The organism is Paenibacillus sp. VMFN-D1, from assembly GCF_003386155.1.
Lineage (GTDB): Bacteria > Bacillota > Bacilli > Paenibacillales > Paenibacillaceae > Paenibacillus_AQ > Paenibacillus_AQ favisporus.
Window position 1 is genome coordinate 288,569 of the sequence record NZ_QRDU01000001.1, and the last position, 24,175, is coordinate 312,743.

A 24,175-nucleotide genomic window follows, 5' to 3' on the forward strand; every position below is an offset into this window, starting at 1 on the left:
AGGGATACGCCGATATGGAGCAGGGGACAATGAAGCTTGAGGTGATAAATAATGAAGGATCCAAGAACCTACGTAAAATGCAGCGTCAGCAACTGCAGCTACTGGGGTGAAGAGAACGTCTGCAAAGCCGAGCAAATCCTGATCGAAATCGACAAGCACGCCTCCGCCAAGTACAGCGAGGAGTACGGCAGCGAGCTTGGAGAGCACAAAGACCGGGCTGTAAATTCTTCGGCTACCTGCTGTCTGACCTTCAAGCCCAAAACTTCTTAATCCAAGCACCCGACTCCATTTATGCACTTATCCATCTGTCGTGAGGAGGCTTCTAATCATGGATGAATTCAACAAACGAGAGCAGGAACACAAGACGGACAGCCCATTCGCAGGAAAAGGAATCACTCCCGTTTCAACAAATAACGTTTCCCGCACGAATCACCGAGAAGAATATGCAGCTGAAGCGGGTACTACTCCTTCTGCAACCCGGGATAACGAGTTCCGGCAGGCGATCGCGACACGGATCCGTACCGATTACCCGCGCAGGGACGCCCATAAAGAGGAGTATGCATCAGAGGTGACATCCCCTGAAGTCACAAGCCGTGCGGCCGGATATTCGGTCCGGGACGACCGGAAGGCGGATGCCACGGTGAAGAGAACGGATTTATACAAAAAAGACCGCGAGGAGTATGCGGCAGAAGTAGCTCCGGCACCATCGGTCCGCAGGGATGAGGTCCGCACCTCGGATGATGCCGAAAACCGGAACGCCGTTCAAAACTATGGACGTACGGCCGGTTATGTCGGTGTAGGCTTCGGCGTCCTGTCCTTGTTTATGTGGTCCATTATCCTGGGCCCACTGGCTGCGGTCCTCGGCTTTTATGCGTACAGCCAAGGCAGCAAGGTATGGGGCGGATGGGCGATGGGACTCGGCATTCTGGCAACGATCAGCTACTTCGTGCTGGTTCCGTTCGCCCGGTAAATCAAACGGGCATAAAGCGTCTTTGGCCGCTCATGAAGCGGCTGAGGGCGCTTTTTTTCATGTTAGCGTTTTTTGGAAGAGGTCTGGCGCAAGACGGCAGGATCATGGTAAAATAAATCCAATCCGCATGGACGAGATTATGAGGAAAACGAGGTTTGAGATGATGCAAATCGATCCGGCTGCAGCGCAGCAGTTGTTGGCAATGCAGGACAACAGCCGTATTCAAAATAGAGACGAGCTTCTCCAGGACATTATCGAGAATGGCAGCACCTCTGATTTTGGTGTTATTCTGAACCAGCTGTTGGATGACTCCAGCGCGGCAGCTGCAGAAACCGATGCTTCCGTACAACCGACGGTGCCCGGCGTATCGTGGAGTGACGGTCTGCTGTGGCAGCAGCTGGGAGAGGCGAACGCCTCATCGGTGAAACATGTTGACGAAGTGTCCAAGCCGGCGCATTCCGATTCCGGCTCCGGCAAATCGACCGCTTACAACGACTTGATTGAACAGGCAAGCCGCAAGTACGGAGTGTCCGAATCGCTAATCAAGGCCGTCATCGAGACGGAGTCCACCTTTAATCCGAATGTCGTATCTTCTGCGGGGGCCAAAGGCCTGATGCAGCTGATGGACGGCACGGCGCAAGGACTCGGGGTCAGCGATCCGTTCGACCCGGCGCAGAACATCGATGCCGGCACGAAATACCTTTCGTATCAGCTGAACCGCTTCGGTGGGCAGGAGAATATGGCGCTGGCGGCATACAATGCGGGGCCTAACCGGGTGCTCAAACTCGGAGTATCGACCGATGCCGAATTGATGCAGCAATTGGACCGGCTTCCTGCAGAAACAAGGAACTATATCCGTAAAATTGCGGATGCCAGGGCAAAATATGAAGGTTAATACCAATCGCATAGCGTTTTAAGTTACGGGATCAAACTCGGGAGAACGGGAAGCGGCTCGATATGAAGCGCTTCTTCCGATGTTTGATCTCTTTATATTGCTTCGGGTGATCCGTGTAAAGGAGGAAACGTGATGATCTATTGGGACCATGCGGCAAGTACGCCACCCTACGAAGAAGTGATCCAGACGATGGCGGAAGTGATGAGACAGCATTACGGCAATCCTTCATCCATTCACCGGATGGGCGAGGACGCTGCCAAGCTAATCAAGCGTTCCCGGGAAGTATGCGCCGCTGCCCTTGGTGTTAAACCGGCCGAGATCATCTTGACCTCGGGCGCAACGGAAGGGAACAATATGGCCATTAAGGGAACAGCCTTTCAATATGCTGGCAGGGGCAAGCACATCATAACAACTGCAACGGAGCATCCGTCCGTCTACGACAGCTGTTTATATCTTCGGGAACACGGATTCGAGGTAACCTTTCTTGATGTGGACCGGAAAGGCCGGATCCATCCGGACCAGCTGCGCAGCCTCATTAGAAAGGACACCATTCTGGTCAGCATCATGCATGTAAACAATGAGACCGGAGCCGTGCAGCCGCTGGAGGCGGCGGGACGAATCATTAAACAGTGCAATCCGCTGACCCTGTTCCATGTGGACGGTGTTCAGGGCTTCGGCAAGCTGCATGTCGACCTGCAGGCGTGGCAGGCGGACTTATATACGTTATCGGCACACAAAATCCGCGGCCCCAAAGGAGCCGGCGTATTATTTCGAAGGGAAGGCGTTCAGCTTCATCCGCTGCTGTCGGGAGGCAAGCAGGAGTCCGGCATGCGCTCGGGGACGGAAAATTATCCGGGGATTGTCGCCATGGCCAAAGCCATGCGGATGGCTAAAGAGCAGTTGGGGACTTTCGGTGAGCAGGTCGGGGCGCTGCGGGACGAATTGCTCGCATTTATCCGAACGATGCCGGCCCTTGCTCTGAACAGCGACGAAGACGGGGCGCCGCATATCGTCAACGTATCCTTTTCCGGAATGAAAGCCGAGGTCCTTCTGCATTCGCTTGAGGAGCACGGCATGCTCGTGTCCACCAAATCGGCCTGCTCTTCCAAGACGGCGGAGCCAAGCCGTGTCCTGCTTGCCATGGGACGGAGCGAGGAAGAGGCCTCCAGCGCAATCCGGATCAGCATGGGGCTTACCAACACCAAGAATGATGTAGAGCGGTTGAAGAACGCGCTTCAGGATGCGGTCGAACGGCTGACGCCTTTAATGACAGGAAGGAATGAAATCCATTGAAATATGATATGCTTCTGCTCCGCTATGGAGAAATTACACTCAAGGGAAAAAACCGCGGGCGCTTCGAAAATGCGGTGATCTCGCATATCCGGTCCGTTCTTAAGGATTTTCCCAAAGCGAAAATTCGCAAGGAGTACGGAAGACTGTACGTTGAACTGAACGGGGAAGAGCCGGAACCGCTGATTACCTCGCTCCAAAAAATATTCGGGCTGACGTCGATCAGCCCGGTTGTCGTCAGCTCTACGGAGCTGGAATCTATTTTGGAAGCTTCATCAGCATTTATCGGGCAGATGAGCATGGAGAAAGAGGTCACCTTTAAGGTTCATGCCCGCAGAGTGTGGAAGGCTTTCCCGCACTCGTCCCATGAAATGAACCATCTGGTGGGTGCGCCGCTGCTGAAGAAGTATCCTCTGTTAAAAGTGAGCATGAAGGATCCCGAGCTCACCCTGAATGTGGAGATCCGCGAGCAGGGAACCTATATATTCTGTCAGACCATTCCCGCCGTCGGCGGATTTCCGCGGGGAAGCAACGGCAAGGCCATGCTGCTCCTCTCCGGCGGAATCGACAGCCCGGTCGCAGGGTGGTCCTCCATGCGCAGAGGGCTGGAGGTGGAGTGCGTTCACTTCTACAGCTACCCGTTTACAAGCCGGCTCGCCAAAGAGAAGGTCATCGAGCTGGCGAAGGTGCTCTCCGGTTATGCAGGGGAGATCAAAATTCATCTGGTGCCGTTTACCGAAGTGCAAACGTCCTTTACCGGCATTGGACAGGACAATTTGATCATTACTCTGATGCGGCGTTCGATGCTCAGAATTGCCGAACTGCTGGCTAAGCGTGAAGGGGCACTTGCGATCGTTACCGGAGACAGCCTCGGGCAGGTCGCCAGCCAAACCCTGCCAAGCATGAATGTGATCGGCCGGGCGACCGAGCTGCCGCTTCTGCGGCCGCTGATCATGATGGACAAAAACGAGATCATCCGGATTTCCAAAGAGATCGGCACATACGAAACCTCGATTCTTCCTTATGAAGACTGCTGCACCCTGTTCGTGCCCAAGTCGCCGACGACGAATCCGAATTTGCGGGTCGTCGAGAACGTGGAGGCGTCGATCGAGAAGCTCCCCGAGCTGATCCAAGACGCCTTTGAGCGGACCGAAACTTTGGTGCTCACCAAGGATTATGTGATTGGAGAGGAAGAAGAAGCAGGCGGCGTTAACGAGGATTGGTTCTAAAGCTCAGAGGATTAGGAAACAAAAAAGGAGGCTCTTCATCATTGAAGAGCCTCCTTTTGTACGACAACAAGCTGGACATGTGTATTCTAACTATACGAATGTTCGTCCTTCCGTTTCTTCATCGACGCGCGTTTCAGGTATCCGAGGGCGAGAATGGCTATGACGACGATCACGATAAACAGCACCCGCAGGAACGGATATTGTTCAAAAAACGGAGCAAAACGCTTTTCTTCCGTAATCATGTTGGATGCGGTGTAACCGAGTACCGCTGAACCAAGGTAAATAATCCATGGAAACTTGTTAATCAGCTTAATAAACAGGGTGCTTCCCCAAACGACAATCGGAACGCTGATAAGCAGTCCGAGAACGACGAGGATGATATTCTGCTCGGCTGCGCCAGCCACGGCGATCACATTGTCCAGCCCCATCGCGGCATCCGCCACGATGATGGTCCGTACAGCTCCCCATAAGGTTTGGCCTGCCTTGATGTCCGTGTGATCGTCGTTATCGGCCAGCAGCTTGTAGGCGATCCATACGAGCATGACACCGCCCAGGGCAAGCAGCCACGGCACTTTCAGCAGCCAGACGACGACGATCGTCGCAATGATCCGGAGCAGGACTGCGCCTCCGGTTCCATAAAAAATAGCCTTTTTCTGAGTCGAGGGAGCAAGATTCCTCGCAGCAAGGCCAATTACGATGGCGTTATCGCCAGCCAATATTAAATCCAAAAAGACGATTTTGATCAAACTAACTAAAAATTCTATTACACTGTCCAAATCAGGTCACTCCTTATTATGACTGTATACGGAGTTCAATAGCAAATCGATTCATTATAGGCTAATTTTTCATGTGAAGTCAAGCATAGCCTGGCCAACTCCCACATAGATGTAGAGTGGGGGTGTTGACCTTTGGAATCGATTTGGCTGCTCATTCAGATCCTGATGATCAATTTGGTCCTAAGCGGTGACAATGCCGTCGTGATTGCTCTGGCGAGCAAGGACCTGCCGGAGAAGCAGCGTAAACAGGCGGTATGGTGGGGAGCGCTCGGCGCTGTTATCCTAAGGTGCTTGTTGACTTTTATTGCGGTCATTCTGCTGAAAATCCCTTATGTTCAGGCGGTCGGCGGGTTCATGCTCATCTGGATCGCCATAAATCTGCTGATCGAAAACAAGGATGAGCTCCGGCTGCAGGAATCCTCCACCATCTGGAAAGCGGTCAGGACTATTCTGGCGGCGGATTTCATTATGAGCCTCGACAACGTACTGGCCATTGCCGGACTCGCCAACGGCGATCTCGCACTGATCGTGATCGGCATTGCGATCAGCATACCGATCGTCGTCTGGGGCAGCAATTTGATCGTCACTTGGCTTCACCGTTTCCCGGTGCTCGTGTACATCGGGGCGGGCATTCTAGCCTATACAGCCGGTGAGATGCTCCTCCAGGATCACAGGCTTGGGGCTCTCCTCTCCGCATCTCTGCCGGAATTCCACCATCTCATTCCCGGCGTATTGGCCGGCTTGGTGATCGTCTCCGGCGGCATCAAGCAGCTGCTGCTGCGGCCGCGCTCATAAGCAGGACAATCTCGTTAAAAGCCGGGCTGAACCCGGTTTTTTTCTTGTTATGAACATAAAAAATCGCAAAGTATGGGAATAATTCGGGCTTGCGGCAGGACCTTTCCTTTCCCGGGTTATTTTGGGCTGCAGTGCCTAAAAAATTACAGGCGCAATCTGGTTTTTTTCACACGTTTCAGATAAACTAAAGATGAAAATATGTCGTTTTTTGCGTATGGCGTAAAGGACGGCTATAGAGAAGAGGGTGGGAGAATGTCCTCAAGGAACGACTTGAAGCTGGGCCTGTTCATTGTCATTGCTGGAATCGTCATTTTGCTTGGCAAGCTTGGAGTTTTCGGTTTTTTGGGCCGCACGCTGTGGCCGCTGGTCCTTTTGATTCCCGGACTGGTTCTGCATATGCTGTTTTTCGGCAACCGGGCGCGTGCGACGGTGCTTGTACCCGGCGGTATTTTGACGGTGTACGGGCTGCTCTTTTTACTGTGCAGCACGATCAGCTGGGGGCTGATGTCCTACTTGTGGCCCGCCCTTCTGCTCGGGATCGCGGTCGGGATGTACGAGTATTACCTGTTTGAAAAGCCGCGTCCGTCCTCCTTGCTTCCTGTCTCTGTCATTTTGGGACTGGCTTCGCTGGTGCTGTTCTTCTTCAGCCTTCTTCATACCGCGGTGATCTACATCCTCGCCGTGCTTCTGATTGCCTTGGGTATTTGGCTCATTGCCGGAAGGGGGAAATCCAGAAACCGGAAGTGGAAGAGCGGCTGGTAAATCAGGCCTTCTATTTTCTGTAAAACACTTGTTTTTTTCTGAAACTTCATTATAATATAAGGGATGTAGAAGCGTCGGCGCTACCGCCTGACGCTTCATTTGTTGAAAGACTTCGTTACGATTTGAAAGGGAAAGGATCTGGATAAAAGCCATGCATTCAAGAGATAAAATTCGCAACATTGCGATTATTGCGCACGTCGACCACGGCAAGACGACCCTAGTTGACCAGTTGCTGCAGCAATCGGGGATATTCGCCAAGCACGAACACCTGCAGGAACGCGCCATGGACTCCAACGATTTGGAGCGCGAACGCGGCATTACCATCCTGGCCAAGAACACGGCCATTACGTATAAAGATTTTCTGATTAACATTGTGGACACCCCGGGACACGCCGACTTCGGCGGCGAGGTGGAACGGATTATGAAGATGGTCGACGGCGTACTGCTCGTCGTTGACGCATATGAAGGCTGCATGCCTCAGACCAAATTCGTGCTCCGCAAAGCGCTTGAGGCGAATCTGACGCCGATCGTCGTCGTCAACAAGATCGACCGTCCGGCAGCCCGTCCGGCCGAAGTTATTGACGAAGTGCTCGACCTCTTCATCGAGCTTGAAGCAAACGACGACCAGCTGAACTTCCCGGTCGTTTACGCTTCGGCGCTGAACGGAACCTCGAGCCTGGATCCGGACAAGCAGGATGACAACATGCTTGCCCTGTATGAAACGATTACCGAGCACATTCCTTCTCCGACAGAGAAGGTCGATGAGCCGCTCCAGTTCCTTGTTACACTGATGGACTACAATGAGTACCTTGGACGGATCGCGATCGGCCGGGTCAACCGCGGCGTGATCAAGCAAGGTCAATCGGTTACGGTCATCATGCGCGACGGCAAGAGCAAAACCGCCCGGATCGAGAAGCTGTTCGGCTTCCAGGGACTGAAGCGCGTGGAGCAGGAAGAAGCCGGTGCGGGCGACATCATCGCGATCGCCGGAATCAAGGACATCAATATCGGGGAGACGATCGCCGATCCGAACCATCCTGAAGCACTGCCGGTTCTTAAGATTGACGAGCCAACCTTGCAGATGACGTTCCTGGTCAACAACAGCCCATTCGCCGGACGCGAAGGCAAGTGGGTTACGTCCCGCAAGCTGCGTGAGCGTTTGATGAAGGAACTGGAGACAGACGTCAGCCTGCGCGTTGAGGAGACGGACAGCCCGGATGCGTTTATCGTGTCGGGACGCGGCGAGCTTCACCTCGGCATCCTGATCGAGAACATGCGCCGCGAAGGGTACGAAATGCAGGTTTCCAAGCCTGAAGTTATCGTCAAGGAAATCGACGGAGCCAAGATGGAGCCGATCGAGCGCCTTCTGATCGACGTGCCTGAAGAGAGCATGGGCGCGGTCATGGAAAGCCTCGGGTCCCGTAAGGCAGAAATGGTGAACATGGTCAACACCGGCAGCGGACAGGTGCGCCTGGAGTTCCTGATTCCCGCACGCGGCCTGATCGGTTATCGTACGCACTTCCTGACGCTGACCCGGGGTTATGGCGTCATGAACCATGCGTTTGACAGCTACGGCCCGCTGCACAGCGGTCAAGTCGGCGGACGCCATCAGGGCGTGCTGGTTTCCAGCGAAACCGGAACGAGCACTTTCTACGGCATGATGGGCGTCGAAGACCGGGGCATCCTGTTCCTGGAGCCGGGAACCGAAATTTATGAGGGCATGATCGTCGGCGAGCATACGCGCGATAACGACATCATCGTGAACATCTGCAAAGAGAAGCAGCTGACAAACGTGCGTTCCGCGACAAAAGATGATACAGTAAAAATGAAGACGCCTCGTCTATTCTCACTTGAACAGGCGCTTGAATATTTGAATGACGACGAGTATTGTGAAATCACGCCGAAATCGGTCCGTCTGCGCAAGAAGATTTTGAACAAGAGTGAGCGTGAACGTGCCGAGAAGCACCGCAAGATGGCCGAAGCCAACATGTAATCCGGGTAAGGTCCTCACCTCATTTCTGGAAGGAGTGAACTGTCCGTGCAAGCTTGGTTAGCAGCGCATCCGATTATCTCCTATATCATCATCTTTGTGCTGATCACCTATGTATACAACAAGGTGTTTCGGGTCAAACAGAAGCTTCCGCTTCTCAAAGAGATTCTGCTGTATATTCTGATGGCCATCGGCTCCGGGATGCTGCTGATTTTTCAGCACGACAAGCTTCCGATCATCCAATGTCTGCTTGTCGCGGTAGCTCTGATGTTCACGGTGCGCATCCGCTATTTCGTGGAAGCGCGGCAGAAGAAGAAAGCCGAAGCGGCTGCCAAGCGGGCCTAACGCGCCCGCTGTGGCCCGGCTCTTTGCAACATTACGAAGGTTGTCATCGTTTATAGAGAGATTACCTCAAAATAAATGAAAAAGGTGTTTGAGATGAGTCCCAGCAATACGAGTCTACCTCCAAGATCTCAAGGCGGCACCCCGAAAGGGAAAGTGCCTCCAAAGAAGAAAAAGAAGAAAAGCGGGTTCAAAACGTTTTTGAAATTCGTATTGATTCTGATTATTTTAGCTGTACTCGCTGTAGCGGGATACGCGGGATATTTGTACTATAAAGCGGATCATGGCGTTCTGGACACAGGTGTGGATGCACCGGTCGCTCCTTCCCAATCCGCCAAGGTCAAACCGATTACCATGCTGCTGCTTGGAACGGACTATCGTCCGGAGACGAAGACACACCTGTCTGACGTCATCATGATCGCCGCCTTTAATCCGGATACGAAATCGGCAACGTTAGTGTCGGTTCCGCGCGATACCAAGATCGAGCTGAAGGGCTACCGGGAGAACAAGGCCAATGCCTATTATCCGAATTTCCTGGCCGATGAGAAGCAATCCGGGATCAAGGCGACCGATGAGATGAAGACGATGTTCTCCAAGTATTTGGACATCGATATCGATTACGTGACGGTGCTGAATTTCCAGGCCTTCCGTGATGCGGTAGATGCACTGGGCGGCGTTGACGTGACAGTCGACAAGAACATGTGCTACCGGGATAAAGCCGACGGAACGGACATCAACCTGAAGAAGGGTGAGCAGGAACTGAACGGGAAGCAGGCGCTCGATTTTGTGCGCTACCGGAAGTCTAACTGCCGTCCGAGAACGGACGCTTCCGACGATTTTGACCGCAACCGCAGACAGAACGAAGTTCTTCACTCCCTGATCGACAAGATGCAGACGTTCAAGGGCGTCACGAGCCTGGGCGGAGTGCTGGATGCCATGAATAACAACATGGAAACCGACATCGAGAAGGATCAATTGAAGAACATAATTGCAACTTATTGGAAAATTAAAAAAGAAGACGTCAAATTCATGCCGATTACCGGCAACTGGAAAAGTCCTTATGTGTATGTAGACGATGACGAGCTGGATAAAGCGAAGCAGGCCTTGAAGGACGAGCTTGCCGGCAAGGCTGCCGTGGAAGCAGGTACTTCAGCGGATGAAAGCTCGAATCCGTAAAGTTGGGTGCAAGTTTTGGGACGACATATAATATACTAGAGTACAATGGAACCTGTACAGGAGGTCAGTGCGATGTCCGAGACGGTTACGAAGTGGACTCCAATATATGAAATGCAGCGTCAACCAGCCGTTCATCTCTCTGTGCCGACTTCTGCTGAATCCGGTGTATGTTTTGACGCGCCATGCAAAAAAGCCTAGTGATCTGATCACTGGGCTTTTTTCTTTTTTTGCAAAATTTGTTGATTCGGCTGGTATTTCGCCTGTCCTATGCTTTAGCGGGTTGGGCTTGGCGAAGAAGGGCTGTTCTGACGCGATTTGACATCGCGCGGGAGCTGCGGCACGATTCGGCCGACAATATCCGCCAGTTCGGAAGCGAATCCCGATACGGGTTCCCCTTTTTGAATATGCTGACCGATTTCGGCAATCCGGCTGGACAAATCCATATCGGCCGTCACGAGGGCGTTTTTGCCCCGAGGATCCTTTTTGAGTGCTTCGGCAACGGTATATTTGATGGTTCCGACGCGGGAACGCGTCAAATTGCCGTCTACGTCGATGCCTACAACGGCAGTATTGCCTAACACGACTGCATGCGCTTTTTTCACACCGTTCACCTTTTCGGCGATGTTTTCCAAATGGTCTTTTAAAGCCAGGTCCGTTGTATCTTCTGCAGAACGCACGGCTGTGTTTCCTGCAGACCGGAGTGAAAGGCGGTGATGGTCGCCGGTTGATGCGGCTGTCGGCCCCTGTTGACTTTGAGGAGAGGGTGATGCAGTGTTCTGATGATTACAACCGCTCAGTAGAGCCATAGTTAACACAACGAGCAAAAACATTCTCATATGTGATCGTCCTTTCCAGGTCATAAATTGGCATGACGGGTTGTAACTTAGGATGTCCATGACGAAATAATTTATGTGTTTATTATGAGTTCAGTGGAGGGAGAAAGTATGAGAAAGATATTTGTACTGGATACCAATGTGCTGCTGCATGATCCCCGGGCGATATTTGCGTTTGATGAACATGAAGTCGTGATTCCGGCCGTCGTTCTGGAAGAAATAGACTCCAAGAAACGGAATGCCGACGAAATCGGGAGAAATGCGCGGACGGTGTCCCGCCTGCTGGACGGATTAAGGGAAAACGGCGGCCATTTGCACAGCGGGGTGCTTCTTGAAAACAAAGGCAGCCTGAAAGTGGAGCTGAATCACCGCAGTTTTGTGAAAGTACAAGAAATGTTCGGCGAAATGTCCAATGATAACCGCATTTTGGCAGTCGCCTTAAATTATCATCTGGAGGAGCAGGGCAAGGAGGACCCGACGTCGGTAGTGCTGGTAAGCAAGGATGTGCTGGTTCGCATCAAGGCGGACGTGCTTGGTCTCGTGACCCAGGATTACTTATCCGACCGCACCGTAGGCCCCGGTGACCTGTATACCGGATATTCTACGCTAAAGGTGCATCCTTCCATCATCGACGAGTTTTATTCGTACCGTTTTTTGTCCATCAAGCCGCTGCAGCTGCCTTACCCGCTGTATCCGCATGAATTCGTCATCCTGAAGGACGAGATGGGGAGCACGAAATCGGCCTTGCTGAAGGTGAATGCGGATGCGCTCCGGCTGGAGCCGCTCTTTTTGAGCAATGATTCCGTATGGGGAATCAGCGCACGCAACGCACAACAGCGCATGGCGCTGGAGCTGCTGCTGAACGACGATATTCCGATCGTAACGATTACCGGAAAAGCCGGTACGGGCAAAACGCTGCTTGCCTTGGCAGCCGGGCTGATGAAGGTCGAAGATGAACATAAATACAAAAAGCTGCTGATCGCAAGGCCGGTCGTTCCGATGGGCAAGGATATCGGTTATCTGCCCGGAGAGAAAGAAGAGAAGCTCCGTCCGTGGATGCAGCCGATTTACGACAACCTGGAGTTTTTGTTTGATACGAAAAAGTCGGGCGATATCGATAAAATTTTAATGGGTCTGGGCAGCATTCAGGTCGAGGCGCTCACGTATATCCGCGGACGGTCCATCCCCGGCCAGTTTATCATCGTGGACGAAGCCCAGAACCTGTCCCGCCACGAAGTGAAAACAATCGTCTCCAGGGTCGGGGAGGGAAGCAAGATTATTCTGATGGGGGACCCCGAGCAGATCGATCATCCGTATCTGGATGCATCGAGCAACGGTCTGTCATATATCGTGGAGAAATTCAAGCAGGAAGGGATCAGCGGGCACATTACCTTGGAAAAAGGCGAGCGCTCCAAGCTGGCCCAGCTCGCAGCCGATCTGCTGTGATTTCATAAACTGGTACTATTTCCCGAGAAATGATGCCACCACCTGCCAGCTCATAAAAAAGAAGTCCCCCTTGTCCGGTTCATCGGAACCGGCTGGGGGCTTTTTTTAGAGAGATCTGAAAGTATAAGTTTCGGAGCCTTCGCTTCCTGATTTGGCAAGAAAAATATCCGCGCGGTCGGTCTTCATAGAAGGTACGTCGATAGACGTCTTTCTTTAGTTTTAACAATTTCAGGCACCGGATCAAATATACTCGAATTACAATAAGGACATTCATAGGCGTAGTTTTGTAATTAACCTCATCGTATGGGGCATCGGTTTATTTCTTGCGAGTCCGTTAAACATTTCCAGAAAAAAATAGGACAAGCGCCCTATGAATTTGCTAAAATATTGTATAAGTATTGTGAGGGGAGGCCTAGAGACTTGAGGCGGAAAAATTACTGGCTTCTGTTTGCCATTTTGCTGCTCTCTTTAACCGCTTTATCCCAGGGGCAGGATTTGTCGCAGACCCCATCGGGTCATGAAGAGGAAGATGACGCGTCTCTGTTTCCGCAGCCTTCCACACAAGAGCGAACGTCCCAATCCCCCATCCGGGTCACCGTGCACCTGAGCGATGAGGATTTTAAGCAGCTCGAGGAGCTGAATCATACATATGTCACCGACACCGGAGCCACGGTGGAATTGAACAACATCCCGGATGCCGATGCTTACCTTCAGCTGACGTCCGCTTTGGCCGTAGGGGAAGGACCCGATGTCATGTTCATCAACAGCTCGTGGGTCCGCCCGATGGCCTCCCGAGGCTACCTGCTGCCAGTCGAATTCTATACAAGCAATCGTGCGGATAGTGATACCATCAACCCGCTGCTGCAAGAGGTGGAATGGAACGGCTACCAGTGGGGAACGCCCGCCGACATGGATCCTTATGTGCTGGCATGGAATATGAAAGCACTGAATTCGCTTGGAGTGACGGATATTCCAGGCGGTATCAGCAGTTGGAAGGAGCTGCTGAGCAAAGCGAAGAACCGAGGACATCAGCAGCTGCTGGAGATTTCGTCCGGGGACGGCTATGATGCTGCAGCTTTGTTGGGAGCACTGGGCACCGATCCGTTAAGCCCGAGCCAGGCATCCCTGGAATGGATCGACAAGGCTCGCGCATTCATGCAAATCGACCAGGCCGAGCAAGGCGCTGACGGAGCCCAGCTTCCGCTAACCATTTCCGCCGTCTCGGAAGCGGCGGAGTCTCAGACGGCAAATACGGAACTGCGGATGCCCGAGCAGCTGTACGCCATCTATCCGTCGCTCCTGCGCAGCCGAAGCTACGCCGTATCGGCGGGATCGATGCATGCCAAAGAAGCGGCCGAATGGATCGCGTATATGAGTTCGGCAGTCGTTCAGCAGCAATGGTACCAGGCTACAGGTAAACTTCCGGCGCTGAAGAGCCTGTACGACGATACGGTATTCAATCCGGCCGGACTGCCGTTCCATCTCAACTCCCTGCTTCAGACGGCGGGTACCGATAAGGACACAGGCAGGCTGCAGGCAAAATGGGATGTGTTTGTCAAAGCATCAGGCGATTATATTACAGGCAAATCTGCGGCCGCAGATTACGTTGAGGCTGTAAGAGGGGAAGCCGGAGGAAGCTGATCCGATACTCGCGGGCAGTTCGTCTCCGGCTTTTTGGTGTTACATAGACAGCTTAAGCGTGACATGGAGGTTTTTATCTGTACTTTTCACCTCGGTCGCCTTTACGAAGGAGACGATTTGCTGCGGATAAAATCCCAAATCGAACTCTTCCTCCATTTGGCGGCATGTCGTATCGGGCAGTTCATAGCCGTTAAATACGAGCTTATCCACATGGAACATGATGGAGTTCTGCGGCTGCTCCTCGACGCTGTAGTGGCCCTGAACTTCAAGGGACAGCGTGCCGCTTTGGCCGGAGGCCGTAATCTCGTCTTCGCCAAAGTGGAAGGCAAACTGCTTGAACAGATCGTTTTTGGAGCGGAGGAAAGCGTTCAGATCGTCCTCCTTGATGTCGATATTATAGGTCGTTCCGTTGGTGCGGATCGCTCCGTCCTGATTCTGGATAAACTCCGGAAGGTCGTTCATGGCTGAGGCGAGCGCGTTAAAATAGGTTTTTACCTCGTTAAGCCCGACATTTTCCCAATACAGCGTAAATTCCTCGATCATTTTCTTGAGCGCTTCCGGATCGCTGCTGGAGGCGATACCCTGATCGACCTTTTGCTGCAGGGCCGATACCCGTGCCCGCTGCTCAATGAGATTGGACTTCATTTCTTCCAGTTCGGCCGTCTTTTTCTCCATGGCCAGCTTCGTGTTTTTAATCTCCTTGTACTCCGATTGATACGCATCAAGAACCGAGCGGTCATGCTCCATAATCATATCGTAGACATCATACATATGAATGAGGCTGCCCAGATCTTTGGCGGACAGCACGGCAACGAGCAGGCCTTCCCTTTCCCCCATGTAATAGGATCGAATGACGGCTCCCGCGCGGCTCTGCTGATCCTGAATCTGAAGCAGCTTGTCTTCCAGCTGCCCGGACAGCTTGTTCAGCTCCTGCTGGATCGTCTCCTGCTGCGCGGTGATCCGCTCAATCTCCCGGTCGATTTCCACAACAGACAGGCTGTTTTGCAATATTTCCCGGTCGTCTGTGCTGGCGCCGGCGGACGGGTCGGCCCGAAGTTCAGGTACGGGGCGGAGCAGCGACAGGCAGAGCATCGGCAGAAGCAGGCAGAGGATTCGCAGGCGTCGATTGTAAGGCTTCAATGGATTTGATCCCTCCCCCATGGTTGTCCATTGTAAATATATGATTCAACGGTAAAAAATATCATCTCTCTTGGAGCCTGTCAGATTTGGCAAGCCAAATAACCCCTGCAGGCAGATTCAGATTTATGCAGGTGCCCCCGATAAAAGCCGGCATAAGCGAAAAAAGCGACCCGGCATTGGATGTCGGATCGCTTTCCTTTGGGTTCTCTAATGATCGGATTAAAGCGGTAAGCCCATTTTGAATACTGTCCAATAGCTGAAACCGGTAAACGTCACGATCATATAGCCCCAGAAGAGAAGAATGTAAGTTCTCTCCGTAAATTTCAGATACCCCAAGATGACGAAAAATGCGGTCTGTACGAAGAACAACAGAGCCATCTCGACCATGTTGCCGGCATATGCCATAAGCCCGATTGCGAGCGTAAAGAACCCGAGTACTCGAAACATGCGTGCCACGTTATATCCCCCTCTCCTTATGTACGGTCATAGCTAAGCTACGTATCATTATATCGTTAACCCAAAATTGTGTAAACGAAAAAGTTGTTTTTATTATTGTGGTCCCATGAAGACAAAGTATACATCGCCATGCATCGGCAAATTTCCAATATGAGGGTATGAGCGCTTTGCAAATTGGCAATACAATTTAGTATCAAATAGATTCTATGAACTCTATGAGAAGCATAGAAATGAAAATAAGCAGCTGTTATACCTTATTCAGTACCCGGTGAACAATCCGGTTATGGAGACGGGTTATTTTAGGATGTTGTTAGGAGGGTTTTGTTGCATGACAGCAGTTAGACAAGATGCATGGAGCAGCGAGGATGACCTTATTTTGGCGGAAGTAACCTTAAGGCATATCCGGGAAGGAAGCACTCAGCTGGCCGCTTTTGAGGAAGTAGGCGAAAAAATCGGAAGGACGGCGGCAGCCTGCGGATTCCGATGGAACAGCTGTGTCCGTAAAAAGTATGAGGAAGCAATCAGCCTGGCCAAGACGCAGCGCCAGAAACGGAGCTACTATAAGAAGCAGCCGGCAAATTCGGGGATTCAGGTGGCCGGTTTAGGCCTGTCCGAAGCTGAGGCGGGTTATTACAAAATGGAGGGAGCCAGTGAAGAGACACTCTCCATCGATGCGGTCATCCGCTTTTTGAAGCAGTGGAAAGGGAGCCTCCAGGAAAACGGACGCCAGCTGAAAATGCTGGAGAAGGAGCTCCGTGAAAAGGAAGAAGAGCTGAACAATTTGAGAAGGGTCAACGAGCGGCTCTCCAGGGAAGTCAGTGAAGTCCAAACCGATTACAGGGTCGTTAATGACGACTACAAAGCGCTTATTCAAATTATGGACCGGGCACGGAGGCTTGCCTTTTTGAACGAAGAGGACGAGGAGCTGAAGTCGCGGTTCAAGATGGATGCCAACGGCAATCTGGAGCGGATTGAGTAAAAGTTATACACGATGCAATACAGATCCCGTGCGGATGCGTGAAGTTTGCGCAGACCGAACGGGTTTTTTCGTGCGTGTAAGCCTTATGTGATCCCGGATGCGCTATAATAGGGACACGGAAAGTAACCATTGGACACGGAGGGCAGGCTAATGCTGATCGATATTGTGGGCGCGGGATCGCTCGGACTGCTGTTTGGGGGGAAATTGGCCGGGTCCGGCAGCCGGGTGCGGATCTGGAGCCGCAGCGCTGGACAGGCGGAGGAGCTCCGCCATTCCGGCATCCATATTGCCAAAGACGGTGAGAGCGGATTAAAGGTAGACCCCGCGCATTTTCAAACCGGTACGGTCGAACAGCTCGGACAAGCTTGGGAGACGAAGCCGGGAGATTATGTGCTTGTGATGACCAAACAAAAGGATACGGAGACGGTATGCCGCTATTTATCACAAGTCAGGCTTCCGCAAGGATCCAGCCGGCCGGTCGTCGTTTGTTTTCAAAACGGCTACGGGCATATGGACAGGCTGAAGGCGATATTGCCAGGATGGACTATGCTGGCTGCGGTGACGACTGAGGGTGCAAAGAGAACATCGTATACAGAAGTGTTTCATGCGGGATCAGGGGATACGGTGATCGGCGAGAGCGGTATAGGGCATGTCTCCAGGGAGATTGGCGGCCGGTGGTTAAATCTTGTTCAGGCCCTAAAACAAGCAGGATTTTACCCGGTATTGTCGAATGACATCGATAACATGATGTTTCGTAAATTGCTGATCAATGCGGTGATCAATCCGCTGACCGCACTTTGGAGGATTCCGAACGGAGAGCTGCTCAGAAGTCCGGCGAGGATGAAGCTGATGAAGAAATTGTATGAAGAGACGCTAGCCGTTTACGACGCATGCGGAATTCGGTATGAAGAAGACATGTGGGATCAAATATTGAATGTGTGCAGAGCGACTTCCGGGAACACCTCGTCCATGCTGAAGGATGTGCTTGCCGGTTCGCCGACGGAAATCGGCTGGATTAATGGAAGCATCGCGGACATGGCGCGGAAGGCAGGGGTTCAGGCTCCTGTCAACGAGCTGGTGACCCGGCTCATCGAAGGAATAATCGCAGAGGAGGAGTGAGGAATCTTGGATTTCTTGAGAAATTCATTTATTTTTTTGAGCATCCTTCCGTTTTTCCCGTTTTTGCTCGTGTATATAGGAGGATATTACTGGCGGAAAAACAGCAGAAACCGCGCGCTGCTGCTGGCCATGGACGTCACTACATTGTTTTTGATCTTTTCGGTTGCGGCGCTGTTCAACAATACGTTCCATACCAGGTTCGGCTTTTATTTGATCCTCTTGTTCATGCTCATCGCGGTGGGGTTGATCGGCGGGGCCCAGAACCGGCTCAAGGGCAGAATTGATGCCAGGAAAATCGCCAAAGTCGTATGGAGAATGTCCTTTATGCTTATGAGTGCAAGCTACATCATCTTTACATTAATCGGTATATTTAAGTACATAATACAGACTGGGGCCTAATATTTTACAATTTTAATCATCAAAAAGACAGGGAAAATCCTTGTTTTTGGCCGTTTGTCACAAGAAAGTAAAATTTTCATGTTTTTCTGTGTAGATTTTTTTGACCACTGGTTGTATAATTTCTAACCATACACATAATTAATTTACCTTTAGGGGGAACAGTTAATGAAAAGGAAAAGCCTGCTCATGCTTCTGACGCTGATCCTCGTTGTTGGCACTGTACTTGCTGGGTGCGGTTCCAAGAATGACAATGGCGGCAGCACGGCTAGCGGCGGCGACAAGGGAAGTTCGTCGGCTGCTAAAGAACAAGTACTTCACATTAACCTGAGCGCAGAGCCGCCAACGTTTGACCCGGCGCAAGCCCAGGACACTCAAGCTAACACCGTACTTAAAATGATGTACGAAGGCCTTGTGCGTATGGACAAGGACAACAACCCGATTCCGGGTGTGGCCGAGAAGTGGGATGTTTCCTCCGACGGTCTGAAGTACGTGTTCCATCTGCGTAAAGACGCGAAGTGGAGCAACGGCGACCCTGTAACGGCAAAAGACTTCGTCTTCGCTTGGGAGCGGGTTTTGAATCCGGCTACAAGCCCAGCACCGCCTTATGCATATCAACTTTATTACATTAAAGGCGCAGAAGACTACAACAGCAAGAAAATTACCGACTTTAACCAAGTTGGCGTAAAAGCGACAGATGACAACACACTGGAAGTAACACTGAACAATCCGACTCCTTATTTCCTGGGTCTGACTTCGTTCTATACATTCTATCCGGTGCATCAATCGGTGAAAGACAACGCCAAATGGGCAACCGATCCGAAGCTGATGGTAACGAACGGACCGTTCACGCTCACAACTTGGACAACCGGTCAGAAGATCGAAGTGACCAAAAACGCAAACTACTGGGATAACAAAGACATCAAGCTGACCAAGGTTACGATGTCGCTGTCCAACAGCAGCGCAACGGAACTGTCCAGCTACAAGGCTGGCCAGCTTGACTACGCAGGTAACCCGAACGGAACGATTCCTACGGACCAAATGCCTGCAGTGAAGAACGAGCTGAAGGACGAGCTCGATTTGAAACCGATCGGCAGCATTTACTACTACGTGTTCAACACAACAGCGAAACCGTTTGACAACGTAAAAATCCGCAAGGCGTTCTCGATGGCGATCAGCCGTCAGGATATCGTCGATAAAGTAACGATGAGTGAAGAAACCCCTGCGTTCGGATTCGTGCCGCCAGGCATTTCCGGTGACAAGGGCGAATACCGTACCGAGTTCAAGGACGATTTCTTTACCGAAAATATGGAAGAAGCCAAGAAGCTGCTTGCAGAAGGCATGCAGGAAGAAGGATACACGACGCTTCCTCCGATCACTTTGATCTACAACTCCGATGACAAGCATAAGAAAATTGCGCTTGCCATTGCAGATATGTGGAAGAAAAATCTTGGCGTTGAAGTGAAAACCGAAAACCAAGAGTGGGGCGTGTTCCTCAAGAACCGTCAAAACCTGAACTACCAAATCGCACGTGCCGGCTGGAGCCCGGACTACAACGATCCGATGACTTTCTTCGATCTGTGGACTTCGACCAGCGGCAACAACGATTCCGGCTTCAAAAACAAAGAGTATGATGCTTTGATCAAAGACGCATTCTCTACACCTGACACAGCAAAACGTATGGAAGACTTTAAAAAGGCTGAAACGATGCTCATTAAAGATCAGCAGGTCGTGCTGCCGATTTACTACTATACAAACGTTGCGTTGATCAAACCGAATCTTAAAGGCGTTGTCATTGACTATGCCGGTCAAGTAGACTTTACAAGAGCTTATTTCGAATAAATTTCGAATGGTCTAACAAAAGCAGCTTAGCTTGATAAATACTGTTCGGGATATATATGTGGAGCTTCCATATATATCCCGTTTTTTTTGCTTAGTATATATCTTTACCAAGGATTTCTTCAATTTGAAATATATAGCATGGACAAATAGATTCGGCATTCTTTAAAATTGAAATATGGCCCACGATGGTTGGTGCCATGTTATATGAAGTTTAGCGGGGAGGGTAAATCGGACATGGTACGTTACGTACTGAGCAAGTTTTTCTATATGCTGGTATCGCTCTTTATTTTGATATCGGCTACATTTTTTCTGATGAAGGCCATTCCTGGTAACCCTTTTATGTCCGAGAAAAATGTACCGCCTGAAATCCAAGCCCGGCTGATGGAACAGTATGGATTGGACAAGCCGGTATATCAGCAATACTTCAAATACTTGGGGGATATTGCAACAGGTGACCTGGGGATTTCCATGAAGCATCAGAACCAGGAGGTAGGGGGCATTATTCTGCAGACCTTCTCTGCATCCCTGAAACTGGGTATCTTCGCCATCGTTATTTCCGTAATTGTCGGTGTGCTCCTCGGCATGCTCGCCGCGCTGTACCACCGAAAGCTTATAGATAATATCGCCATGGTGCTGGCGGTGCTGGGCATCGCCGTTCCGAGCTTCGTGCTGGCATCGCTGATCCAGTATCTGTTTGCGCAGAAGCTGGGCTGGTTCAACGTCATGGGCTTTGACGGCCCGCTTGACTACGTTCTGCCGGTCGCCGCGTTGTCGGCGCAGCCGATTGCCTTTATCGCCCGCTTGACGCGCTCGAGCATGCTCGAAGTGCTGCATGCGGATTACATCAAGACAGCCAAGGCCAAAGGCCTCAACTGGATGACCATTATGTTCAAGCACGTGATCCGTAACGGCATTTTGCCGGTGGTCACTTATATCGGACCGATGACCGCCAACGTCATTACGGGTTCCGTCGTTATCGAGCAGATCTTCGGCATCGGCGGGATCGGTAAAGTGTTCGTCGAATGTATTACCAACCGGGATTACACGATGATTATGGGTGTGACGATTTTCTACGGCGTTCTGCTGATGCTGGCCCGTTTCATCACCGATATCGTATACGTGCTGGTTGATCCGCGCATTAAATTAACCGGCGGGAAGGAGGGCTAACGATGGCTGTACAGGATCCAACCTTGATGAATAACAACGTAGAGCTGACGCCCGAAGACTTCCGGAAAATCGGTACCGATGAGAAAGAGGCTGAAATTATTCAGCGGGAAAGTATTTCGGCGTGGAGAGACGCGTGGCAGCGTCTGCGTAAAAATAAACTCGCCATGGCAAGCTTGGTCGTTCTCATCTTGATCATTCTGGCTGCGATTATCGGGCCGATCATTTCGAAGTTCGATTCGGCGACCAACGATTTGCTGGCAACGAATCAGCCTCCTTCCAAGGAGCACTGGTTCGGCACCGACGACTTGGGCCGCGATATGTTCGTCCGGACGTGGATGGGCGCCCGTATTTCCTTGATCGTCGGCCTGGCTGCGGCACTTATTGACCTCTTGATCGGTGTCATTTACGGCGGCATCATGGGGTATTTTGGTGGACGCGTCGACGCCATCATGAACAAGTTTTCCGAAATTTTGTATTCCATTCCTTATATGCTGGTTACGATTCTGCTGCTCGTCGTCTTTGAGCCGAGTATCGGAACGATTATCCTGGCGCTGACCATTACCGGCTGGATTAACATGTCGTGGATCGTCCGCGGTGAAATTATGCAGCTGAAGAACAGGGAATACGTTCTGGCTTCCCGTTCCATGGGAGCAGGCTCCGGCCGGCTGCTGTTCCGCCACCTGCTGCCGAATGCGGTTGGTCCGATCATCGTCACCTTGACGCTGTCGGTACCGAACGCGATTTTCTCGGAAGCCTTCCTTAGCTTCCTCGGTCTGGGTGTCCGGGCACCGATCGCTTCGCTCGGTTCGATGGTCAACGACGCATTGACCGGCTGGATGTACTATCCTTGGCGGATGCTGTTCCCGGCCATTCTGATCAGTTTGACAATGCTCGCATTTAACATTTTCGGTGATGGCCTCCGCGATGCGCTCGATCCGAAATTGAAATAACAGGAGGTGAGATCATGGAGCCGATTTTACAAGTAAAAGACCTGCATGTATCCTTTCACGTCAAAGGCGGCGAAGTCAAAGCCGTCCGCGGCATGAATTTTGAAATAGGCAGAGGAGAAACGGTGGCGATCGTCGGTGAGTCCGGCAGTGGTAAGAGTGTGACCGCGCAGACGATCATGCGCTTGATCCCGTCTCCTCCTTCTGACATCAAGAGCGGTCAGATTATTTTCCAGGGCGAAGATATTCTGAAGAAAACGAATAAAGAAATGGAAGCGATCCGCGGGAAAGACATCGGCATGATTTTCCAGGATCCGATGACTTCCTTGAATCCGACGATTAAGGTCGGCAAGCAAATTACCGAGGTTCTGATCAAGCACCAAAAGCTGTCCTCCGCGGAAGCGAAAGAGCGCGGTCTGGAAATGCTGAGACTTGTCGGCATCAAGAACCCGGAAGAACGCTTCAACCAGTACCCGCACGAATTCTCCGGCGGGATGCGCCAGCGCGTCATGATTGCAATCGCCTTGGCGTGCCGCCCGGCGCTCCTGATCGCCGACGAACCGACGACAGCGCTGGACGTGACGATCCAGGCGCAAATCATGGACGTCATGAAGGAAATGCAGCAGAAGCTCGGAACTTCCATTATCCTGATTACGCATGACCTCGGCGTCGTTGCCGGCATGTGTGACCGCGTTATCGTCATGTACGCCGGTGAAGTGGTAGAGACGGGGACGAAGTGGGAGATTTTCAAAAACCCGCAGCACCCGTACACGAAAGGCCTGCTGCGTTCGATGCCGCGTCTTGACCAGAAGAAGGGCGAGCCGCTGATTCCGATTATCGGTACGCCACCGGACTTGATCAAACCGCCGGTCGGCTGCGCGTTCTGCGCCCGCTGCGATGAAGCGATGAAAGTATGCGAACGGATCAATCCGGGAGCGACGGTATTCAGCGACACCCAAATGGCGCGCTGCTGGAATCTTCATCCGATGGCCAAGGAGGTTCAATCGTCATGAAAGAGAACCATTTGATCGAAGTTGAAGGCCTTAAGAAATACTTTAACGTCGGCGGCGGCAAGATCGTCAAAGCCGTGGACAACATTAACTTTTTCATCCGCGAAGGCGAAACGCTCGGCATGGTGGGCGAATCGGGCTGCGGCAAGTCGACCGCGGGCCGTACGATTCTCCGCTTGTACGAGCCGACCGCCGGCAGCGTCAAGTTTAACGGCACGGATATTTACAAGCTGTCGCCTTCCAAGATGAAAGCGATGCGCCGCGACATGCAGATGATTTTTCAGGATCCATATGCTTCCTTGAACCCGCGGTTTACCGTATCGGACATTATCGGCGAAGCGCTGGATATCCACAACCTGGCCGGCAGCCGCAAAGAGCGGAAGAAGCGCGTGGAGGAATTGCTGGATATGGTCGGTCTGAATCCGGACCATGCCACCCGTTATCCACATGAGTTCTCCGGCGGTCAGCGGCAGCGGATCGGGATTGCCCGTGCGCTTGCCGTCAATCCGAAGTTCATTATTTGCGACGAGCCGATCTCGGCGCTGGACGTGTCTATTCAGGCACAGGTCGTCAACCTGCTGAAGGATTTGCAGGACCGGCTTGGGCTGACCTATCTGTTCATTGCCCATGACCTGTCGATGGTCAAGCATATCAGTGACCGCGTAGCGGTGATGTACCTGGGCAAAATGGTAGAGCTGGCCGACAGTGAGGAACTGTACGCCAATCCGATTCACCCGTATACGAAAACGCTCCTCTCGGCGATTCCGATCCCGGATCCCGAAGTGGAGGAGAACAAGAAGCGGATCTTGATGAATGACGAAAATTCGGGTCCGATTCACTCCGCCAAAGGCGGAGATGCAGCGGATCAGGAAGACACGAGACTTGTGGAAGTTTCCAAAGGCCATTGGGTCGCTGCTCCATATGCCTAAGCTATGACAGCTTTACCGCCGGGTGATCCCGGCGGTTTTTTGTTT

24 protein-coding genes are annotated in these 24,175 nt (G+C 51.9%); 20 read left to right on the forward strand and 4 right to left on the reverse strand.

Translation table 11 applies throughout. The annotated features are described in order from the left end of the window. The first annotated feature begins 51 nt into the window (after positions 1 to 51). The 5 genes from C7820_RS01315 to thiI all read left to right on the forward strand — a co-directional run bounded on the left by C7820_RS01315 (position 52) and on the right by thiI (position 4,384). Entirely contained in the window at positions 52 to 270 is a 219-nt protein-coding gene (locus C7820_RS01315; protein WP_076169821.1) for a DUF1540 domain-containing protein, read from the forward strand. Between the two features lie 58 nt (positions 271 to 328). Further along, positions 329 to 970, forward strand: a complete 642-nt coding sequence (locus C7820_RS34005; protein ID WP_309545731.1) for a hypothetical protein — start codon at positions 329 to 331, stop codon at positions 968 to 970. 163 nt (positions 971 to 1,133) lie between these two features. Next, positions 1,134 to 1,865, forward strand: a complete 732-nt coding sequence (locus C7820_RS01325) for a lytic transglycosylase domain-containing protein (RefSeq protein ID WP_116231579.1) — start codon at positions 1,134 to 1,136, stop codon at positions 1,863 to 1,865. A 132-nt stretch (positions 1,866 to 1,997) separates the two neighbouring features. Next, positions 1,998 to 3,158 (forward strand): cysteine desulfurase family protein, encoded by a 1,161-nt coding sequence (locus tag C7820_RS01330; protein ID WP_116229517.1) that lies wholly within the window; start codon positions 1,998 to 2,000, stop codon positions 3,156 to 3,158. Beyond that, entirely contained in the window at positions 3,155 to 4,384 is a 1,230-nt protein-coding gene (gene thiI, locus C7820_RS01335) for a tRNA uracil 4-sulfurtransferase ThiI (RefSeq protein WP_116229518.1), read from the forward strand. Before C7820_RS01330 ends, thiI begins: the two co-directional genes overlap by 4 nt. Before the next feature lie 86 nt (positions 4,385 to 4,470). On the opposite strand, the gene C7820_RS01340 is transcribed toward thiI, so the two are convergent. Beyond that, complete coding sequence (locus C7820_RS01340) at positions 4,471 to 5,160, reverse strand: TerC family protein (protein WP_116229519.1); 690 nt, start codon at positions 5,158 to 5,160, stop codon at positions 4,471 to 4,473. A 132-nt stretch (positions 5,161 to 5,292) separates the two neighbouring features. On the opposite strand from C7820_RS01340, the gene C7820_RS01345 reads away from it, so the two are divergent. The 5 genes from C7820_RS01345 to C7820_RS01365 all read left to right on the forward strand — a co-directional run bounded on the left by C7820_RS01345 (position 5,293) and on the right by C7820_RS01365 (position 10,225). Further along, complete coding sequence (locus tag C7820_RS01345) at positions 5,293 to 5,955, forward strand: TerC family protein (RefSeq protein ID WP_116229520.1); 663 nt, start codon at positions 5,293 to 5,295, stop codon at positions 5,953 to 5,955. Between the two features lie 252 nt (positions 5,956 to 6,207). Further along, positions 6,208 to 6,717: a hypothetical protein gene (locus tag C7820_RS01350; RefSeq protein ID WP_116229521.1), complete on the forward strand. Its 510-nt coding sequence runs from the start codon at positions 6,208 to 6,210 to the stop codon at positions 6,715 to 6,717. Positions 6,718 to 6,868: 151 nt separating this feature from the next. Further along, positions 6,869 to 8,710, forward strand: coding sequence for a translational GTPase TypA (gene typA, locus C7820_RS01355; protein ID WP_116229522.1), 1,842 nt, complete (start codon positions 6,869 to 6,871; stop codon positions 8,708 to 8,710). Positions 8,711 to 8,755: 45 nt separating this feature from the next. Then, positions 8,756 to 9,052: a YlaH-like family protein gene (locus C7820_RS01360; protein ID WP_116229523.1), complete on the forward strand. Its 297-nt coding sequence runs from the start codon at positions 8,756 to 8,758 to the stop codon at positions 9,050 to 9,052. Between the two features lie 93 nt (positions 9,053 to 9,145). Continuing rightward, positions 9,146 to 10,225, forward strand: coding sequence for an LCP family protein (locus tag C7820_RS01365; protein WP_116231580.1), 1,080 nt, complete (start codon positions 9,146 to 9,148; stop codon positions 10,223 to 10,225). Positions 10,226 to 10,497: 272 nt separating this feature from the next. On the opposite strand, the gene C7820_RS01370 is transcribed toward C7820_RS01365, so the two are convergent. Beyond that, complete coding sequence (locus tag C7820_RS01370) at positions 10,498 to 11,121, reverse strand: YhcN/YlaJ family sporulation lipoprotein (RefSeq protein ID WP_306434088.1); 624 nt, start codon at positions 11,119 to 11,121, stop codon at positions 10,498 to 10,500. A 48-nt stretch (positions 11,122 to 11,169) separates the two neighbouring features. On the opposite strand from C7820_RS01370, the gene C7820_RS01375 reads away from it, so the two are divergent. Continuing rightward, positions 11,170 to 12,504 (forward strand): PhoH family protein, encoded by a 1,335-nt coding sequence (locus C7820_RS01375; RefSeq protein WP_116229524.1) that lies wholly within the window; start codon positions 11,170 to 11,172, stop codon positions 12,502 to 12,504. A 420-nt stretch (positions 12,505 to 12,924) separates the two neighbouring features. Next, positions 12,925 to 14,145: an extracellular solute-binding protein gene (locus C7820_RS33745; RefSeq protein ID WP_116229525.1), complete on the forward strand. Its 1,221-nt coding sequence runs from the start codon at positions 12,925 to 12,927 to the stop codon at positions 14,143 to 14,145. Between the two features lie 39 nt (positions 14,146 to 14,184). Here the strand turns inward: C7820_RS33745 and C7820_RS01385 are convergent, their stop codons facing one another. Further along, complete coding sequence (locus tag C7820_RS01385) at positions 14,185 to 15,285, reverse strand: coiled-coil domain-containing protein (RefSeq protein WP_258875091.1); 1,101 nt, start codon at positions 15,283 to 15,285, stop codon at positions 14,185 to 14,187. Between the two features lie 219 nt (positions 15,286 to 15,504). After that, entirely contained in the window at positions 15,505 to 15,741 is a 237-nt protein-coding gene (locus tag C7820_RS01390) for a DUF2626 domain-containing protein (protein ID WP_076169833.1), read from the reverse strand. Positions 15,742 to 16,069: 328 nt separating this feature from the next. Here C7820_RS01390 and C7820_RS01395 point away from each other — a divergent pair, with 328 nt between their 5' ends. From C7820_RS01395 to C7820_RS01430, 8 genes are all read left to right on the forward strand, one after another. Next, a complete protein-coding gene (locus C7820_RS01395; RefSeq protein ID WP_076169834.1) occupies positions 16,070 to 16,720 on the forward strand; it encodes an RsfA family transcriptional regulator in 651 nt (216 codons plus the stop codon). Between the two features lie 150 nt (positions 16,721 to 16,870). Continuing rightward, positions 16,871 to 17,839, forward strand: a complete 969-nt coding sequence (locus C7820_RS01400) for a ketopantoate reductase family protein (protein ID WP_116229527.1) — start codon at positions 16,871 to 16,873, stop codon at positions 17,837 to 17,839. Positions 17,840 to 17,845: 6 nt separating this feature from the next. Next, positions 17,846 to 18,238: a DUF3397 domain-containing protein gene (locus tag C7820_RS01405; protein WP_116229528.1), complete on the forward strand. Its 393-nt coding sequence runs from the start codon at positions 17,846 to 17,848 to the stop codon at positions 18,236 to 18,238. A gap of 165 nt (positions 18,239 to 18,403) precedes the next feature. After that, complete coding sequence (locus C7820_RS01410) at positions 18,404 to 20,077, forward strand: peptide ABC transporter substrate-binding protein (RefSeq protein ID WP_116229529.1); 1,674 nt, start codon at positions 18,404 to 18,406, stop codon at positions 20,075 to 20,077. 234 nt (positions 20,078 to 20,311) lie between these two features. Further along, positions 20,312 to 21,244 (forward strand): ABC transporter permease, encoded by a 933-nt coding sequence (locus tag C7820_RS01415; RefSeq protein ID WP_076169838.1) that lies wholly within the window; start codon positions 20,312 to 20,314, stop codon positions 21,242 to 21,244. A 2-nt stretch (positions 21,245 to 21,246) separates the two neighbouring features. Continuing rightward, positions 21,247 to 22,194 (forward strand): ABC transporter permease, encoded by a 948-nt coding sequence (locus tag C7820_RS01420; RefSeq protein ID WP_116229530.1) that lies wholly within the window; start codon positions 21,247 to 21,249, stop codon positions 22,192 to 22,194. Between the two features lie 14 nt (positions 22,195 to 22,208). Then, positions 22,209 to 23,204 carry an ABC transporter ATP-binding protein gene (locus tag C7820_RS01425; RefSeq protein WP_076169840.1) on the forward strand — a complete coding sequence of 332 codons (996 nt, stop codon included), beginning with the start codon at positions 22,209 to 22,211 and terminating at the stop codon, positions 23,202 to 23,204. After that, positions 23,201 to 24,130 carry an ABC transporter ATP-binding protein gene (locus tag C7820_RS01430; protein WP_116229531.1) on the forward strand — a complete coding sequence of 310 codons (930 nt, stop codon included), beginning with the start codon at positions 23,201 to 23,203 and terminating at the stop codon, positions 24,128 to 24,130. The genes C7820_RS01425 and C7820_RS01430 overlap by 4 nt, the downstream gene beginning before the upstream one ends. The last annotated feature ends 45 nt before the right edge of the window (positions 24,131 to 24,175 follow it).